This is a genomic window from Acinetobacter sp. AOR18_HL (genome assembly GCF_027855145.1).
GTDB classification, from domain to species: domain Bacteria; phylum Pseudomonadota; class Gammaproteobacteria; order Pseudomonadales; family Moraxellaceae; genus Acinetobacter; species Acinetobacter pittii.
Window position 1 is genome coordinate 1 of record NZ_JAKTIG010000010.1, and the last position, 5,716, is coordinate 5,716.

A 5,716-nucleotide genomic window follows, 5' to 3' on the forward strand; every position below is an offset into this window, starting at 1 on the left:
TGATCCTAGCCAAAATAATGGACAGTACTTCCCTCTAAAGATAACGTAACGTTAACTTTGGAGATCCAAGAAATGGCCAAACGTTTTAGTGCTGAATTTAAACAGCAAGCAATTGATTATGCACTTTCAAACTCACACGAGCCTATAGCTGCAATCGCCCAGAAATTAGGTGTGGGTTATTCAACTTTAGACAAATGGATTCGTGAAACCAATCCAGTGGGTTCAAGCAAACGTCAACTTTCACCAGAACAACAGCGGATCTTGGAATTAGAGAAAGAAGTCAAACAGCTCAAGGAAGCCAATGACATCTTAAAAAAAGCGCATGTGTACTTTCTAACAGATCATGCCAAGAAAAGTACACGGTAATTCAAGATCTAGATATGAATGAAGTCACGGTATCTTCTGCCTGTAAATACCTAGGTGTCAGCACTTCAGGCTATTATGCCTGGCGAAAACGTCAGGCCAATACGGTAGAGAAATATAATGATTTAAAAGCCGTATATTGGCAGCATCATGCACGATTGGGTGCACCTTCATTGGTACATGACATGCATGATTTAGGTTACAGCATGAGTGAACGCACTGTTGGAAGAATGCTGAAAAATCTGGGTTTACGCAGCAGGATTGCGCGTAAATACAAGCATACGACTGATTCAAACCATCGTTTGCCTACAGCACCCAATCTGTTAGAGCGTCAATTTACAGTCATTCAGCCTAACAAGGTTTGGACAACGGATATTACCTATATCCGTACCAAGCAAGGTTGGCTGTATTTATGTGTGATGCTGGATCTATTTAGTCGTCGTATCGTGGGGTGGCAAACCAGCCATCGAATAGACCGCCAGTTGGTGTGTGATACGTTTAACTATGCAATGGCTCGTCAGGGTTATCCAACTGGTGTTATGGTTCATTCGGACCAAGGTTCACAGTACTGTAGTCGTGATTTTAGAGCGCTGTTACTGACAAATGATTGTACTCAGAGTATGTCTAGACGTGGAAACTGTTGGGATAATGCAGTGACTGAAAGCTTCTTTCATACATTGAAAGGTCATGTGGTCCATGGCAGTGTGTTTGCCACTCGAAAAGAAGCGAATGCTGTCTTGTTTGACTATATTGAGATTTATTACAATCGGGTCAGAAGACATTCTGCAAATGGCTGGTTAAGCCCTGAAGCCTTTGAGAAGAAATATTTTAAGAATTTAGAGGGATTTGTTGTCCACGATACTGTCTAGGATCAATCAAACCAAATACAGCTATGTAGGGGTGGTTTGGGACTTCGATATTGAGCTATCTGCCACGATGCCAGTGCTGAACAATCCAAGTTTAACGCCCACTTTAACGGTGTACTATAATGAAAATGGCGTAAATAAAATTGCATATATTGTCCTATTTAATTACGCAAATAATCCTTCCTCGCGAACGGCGCATATTCGTATTAATTGGGATACAGTAAAAGCAGGCTTCTCTGCTACAGATAGCTTTCCGGTAACCAATATTCAGCGAATTTCATTTTCTGGCTTTACCAGTGACTATAATGGTCAAACCGCTATACCTTTAAGTCAACCAAAAGATGGCTACATTCGCCTCACTAACTCCGTTGTAACTGGAACAAATGCAAAGTTAAATTTGAGCCGTGTAGTTGTGCCACAGCACAATTATGGCATCTGTACCAGCTATGATGACCACTATGACTTAAATCCTCAGCGCCTAGTCAACAATATGGTCGCTTTGGGATACCAGGGTTTTGTTAACCACTATTGTGGGATGTCGCATTATCCAGAAATGACATGGAAAAGTGATATTAATAAATGGCAAATACCAGATACGTTGGTGACAGGCGAGGCGGTCGTTAACTCATGCACTCGTAAATGGCATGAGAAATATGCTCAAGCTTTACATAGCGCCAGTTTGCAACCCATTTTTGGGGTCAGTTTTGAAATGTATTCCTTGGGCGCCAATGAATATTGGGCACAGCGTGACTGGAACAGTAATTTAGGTAAAACAGGCTACCAACCACCGAGCTATTTTTTTAGTTTAAGTCATCAGAATGCTTTGGCATATCTACATAAAGTCTTTATTGAGTTTGCAGATGCAATGGTAGTGGGTGGATGCGATGTAAATATGCAGATTGGTGAACCTTGGTGGTGGTATAACACTGACACCAATCTACCTTGTGTGTATGACTATCCAACAAAATTGGCTTTTAATGCAGATACAGGATTATATGCACCAGATTTGGGTACTATTTATGAGGCAATGAATAAAACAGGAACGCCTTATGATGAGTTTAAAACATGGCTCATAAATAAATTAGGTCAAACCTGTCAAAATATTCGTACCGTGATCAAAGCAAAATATTCCAGTGCCAAAGTTAGCCCGCTCATTTTCTTTCCTTCCATTCAATCTCCAATTCAGACTTTAGCCACGTATATTAACTATCCAAGCCAACACTACTCATATCCTAATTTTGATTACATGATGACAGAAGCTTATGACTGGCTATTAGAAGCTCGCTTAGACTTGGCACATCAGGCAGTTTCCCAAATACCTATACAAGGGTTAGGCTATCCTGCCAATAAAGTCATTTATTTATCTGGTTTTGTTCCCGATGCCTCTATTGCTTATATCTATGGTTTTGATAAAAACAAGCCATATCGAACACCCATTTGGCAACGAATTTTTGGTGACATGAAAAACAATGTTTCTTTAGGGTTAATGAAGCAATTTATCTGGGCATATCCACAAGTTATGTATGATTCAATTACGATTGATACCACTCAAGCCCCAAATGGCTTCTTTGTTGAAAATACACTTTACTCACCAATTAGTGATAACACACCATATCCACCAGATATTTACCTCTAAGTAAAAACAAGCTGCTTATAAGCTAATGATTTGATAAGAAACCTCTTCAACTAAGAGGTTTTCTTCTTTTTTAAATGTAGGCTTGCTTAGATGTATTTGACTGGCTATGCTGTGATGGATTGTCATGAAAGCCAATTTTAATTTAAGCAAAATTAAGCTCTTGTATTATCAATATATAATCTATTTTGCTCGACTATAAATACCGAATGATTTAAAGGAAACCCAAAGATGAAATCTCGTGCAGCTGTCGCCTTTGCCCCAGGAAAACCTTTAGAAATTGTTGAAGTTGATGTTGCACCACCTCAAGCGGGTGAAGTTTTAATAAAAATTACCCATACAGGGGTATGTCATACCGATGCTTTTACATTATCTGGCGATGACCCAGAGGGTGTTTTTCCTGCCATCTTAGGTCATGAAGGCGCAGGTGTTGTGGTTGAAGTGGGTGAGGGCGTAACAAGCGTTAAACCTGGTGACCATGTGATTCCACTTTATACAGCTGAATGTAAAGAATGCTTATTCTGTAAATCTGGAAAAACTAACTTATGTGTTGCGGTACGTGCTACTCAAGGTAAAGGTGTAATGCCGGATGGAACCACACGTTTTTCATATAACGGCGAACCAATTTATCACTATATGGGTTGTTCAACCTTTAGTGAATACACGGTAGTTGCAGAAGTCTCTTTGGCTAAAATCAATCCTGAAGCGAATCACGAACAAGTATGTTTACTTGGATGTGGCGTGACGACTGGTATTGGCGCCGTGCATAACACAGCAAAAGTACAAGAAGGTGATTCCGTTGCTGTATTTGGCTTAGGCGGTATTGGTTTGGCGGTTGTACAAGGTGCACGTCAAGCTAAAGCAGGGCGCATTATTGTCGTAGATACAAACCCAGATAAATTTGAACTTGCTAAGCAATTTGGTGCTACAGATTTCTTAAACCCTAAAGATTACGATAAACCAATTCAGCAAGTGATTGTAGAAATGACAGGCTGGGGTGTAGATCATTCATTTGAATGTATTGGCAACGTCAATGTTATGCGCTCGGCTCTAGAATGTGCACATCGTGGCTGGGGGCAATCTGTTATTATTGGTGTAGCTGGTGCAGGCCAAGAAATTTCGACACGCCCATTCCAGTTAGTGACGGGCCGTAAGTGGTTGGGTACTGCTTTTGGTGGGGTAAAAGGTCGTACACAACTTCCTAAAATGGTCGAAGATGCTATGAAAGGTGAGATTCAACTTGAACCTTTTGTAACGCATACAATGCCTCTACAAGACATTAATACCGCTTTTGATTTAATGCACGAAGGTAAATCAATTCGTACTGTCATTCATTTCTAAATAAAAGAAAAAAAGGGCTGTGATTCAGCCCTTTTTTACCACTTATAGTTTTATATCTTAAATAGCATTACCACACATGTCTGTTGTGCCCTGAGGATAGTTAAACTGTAATGCATTACGGTCAGTAATGAGTTCACTAGACAACTCTTGCCCAAATAACTGATTAGAATATATTGATAAACCACTTACTACATTAAAACTTATATTTTCAAGTGGAGCAGGTAAAGTAGATTTATAACCTTGATCAACACCATTTACAATAAAACCGACCTGCCCATTATTCTGGTTAATATATATTCCTAATCGTTGATATTCCTGTGTATTATTTGTCATGTTCTGGCTTTTGTAGTAGGAATGATCAGGCCCACTATTATCGCTAAGACGATAATTTACAGAATAAATTAACATAGGAGGGTTTTCACCAAAATCTGGATCATAACTTCCCATATCAAACCCATAGCTTGATCTAACTGTATAACCATTATTTGTCACGCCCGTAAAATAAATACTAGACATATACGGGCAGAGTAAAACTTGAAGTGCGACATAAACCACCTAATTAATTTAAAGGGTTTATGGAGTATATAAAATTGTCATACCATCATCTTAACTTTGAAGATCGTACTGCATTAATGCTTGAGTCAAGAAAAGAAGGCTTTTCAGCCAGAAAATTTGCTGAACTCATTAAAAGACATCCTAGTACGATCTATCGTGAGCTTAAAAGAAATAGCATCAATGACGTTTATCAAGCTCGATATGCTTCTGATAACACCTTCGCTAGACGTAGACGTGGTCACAGAAAACTCAAAATCGATTCAATCCTCTGGAAATTTATTGTTGAAGCGATCCGTTGTTTATGGTCTCCTCAGCAAATAGCAAAGCGTTTAAAGACATTTCCTGATTTGGATCAAACAATGAATGTAAGCCATACAACGATTTATTCAACGATACGAGCATTACCCAAGGGTGAGTTGAAAAAAGACTTATTATCCTGTCTGCGTCATGAAAATAAAAAGCGAAAAGCTAACGGTGAACCTAAAAAAGATTCTATATTACAGGATATTAAAACTATTCATGAGCGCCCAGCCGAAGTTCAAGAAAGAAAAATACCGGGTCATTGGGAAGCTGATTTAATTAAAGGTAAAGACAATAAAAGTTCGATAGCAACACTTATTGAACGAAATACACGGCTCTGTATCTTGGCAACATTACCTGATGCAAAGGCAGAATCAGTGCGCAAGGCTTTAACTGAAGCTCTGAAATATTTACCTGCAGAACTGCGTAAAACGTTGACCTATGACCGTGGACGCGAGATGTCAGAACATAAAATACTCGAAGAAGATTTAGGCATAGATGTATATTTCTGTGACCCACATTCACCTTGGCAAAAAGGCACATGCGAAAATATGAATGGTTTAATTAGGCAATATTTACCTAAAGGGATTGATTTAAATCAGGCAGATCAGCATTATTTAAATCAAGTTGCCATGTCACTGAATACTCGTCCTAGAAA

3 protein-coding genes and 2 pseudogenes are annotated in these 5,716 nt (G+C 39.1%); 4 read left to right on the top strand and 1 reads right to left on the bottom strand.

Annotated elements, in window-relative coordinates; genetic code table 11:
* Positions 1-72 precede the first annotated feature (72 nt).
* The 3 genes and pseudogenes from MKL51_RS02735 (at position 73) to MKL51_RS02745 (ending at position 4,203) form a co-directional block, all read left to right on the top strand.
* Positions 73-1,232 (top strand): IS3 family transposase gene (locus tag MKL51_RS02735; RefSeq protein ID WP_085945698.1). Its coding sequence is split into 2 segments (ribosomal slippage): positions 73-307 and positions 307-1,232, totalling 1,161 coding nucleotides; the frame shifts between segments, so codons are not numbered across the junction.
* Between the two features lie 7 nt (positions 1,233-1,239).
* Positions 1,240-2,865: pseudogene (locus MKL51_RS02740) on the top strand (non-contractile tail sheath protein); the annotation flags it as partial.
* A gap of 228 nt (positions 2,866-3,093) precedes the next feature.
* On the top strand, positions 3,094-4,203 hold the full coding sequence (locus MKL51_RS02745) for an S-(hydroxymethyl)glutathione dehydrogenase/class III alcohol dehydrogenase (protein WP_064784177.1): 1,110 nt from the start codon (positions 3,094-3,096) through the stop codon (positions 4,201-4,203).
* A gap of 57 nt (positions 4,204-4,260) precedes the next feature.
* Here the strand turns inward: MKL51_RS02745 and MKL51_RS02750 are convergent.
* A pseudogene (locus MKL51_RS02750) lies at positions 4,261-4,722 on the bottom strand (DUF4882 family protein); the annotation flags it as partial.
* Positions 4,723-4,778: 56 nt separating this feature from the next.
* On the opposite strand from MKL51_RS02750, the gene MKL51_RS02755 reads away from it, so the two are divergent.
* The coding region (locus tag MKL51_RS02755; protein WP_079396101.1) for an IS30-like element ISAba125 family transposase at positions 4,779-5,716 on the top strand (938 nt) is incomplete at its 3' end.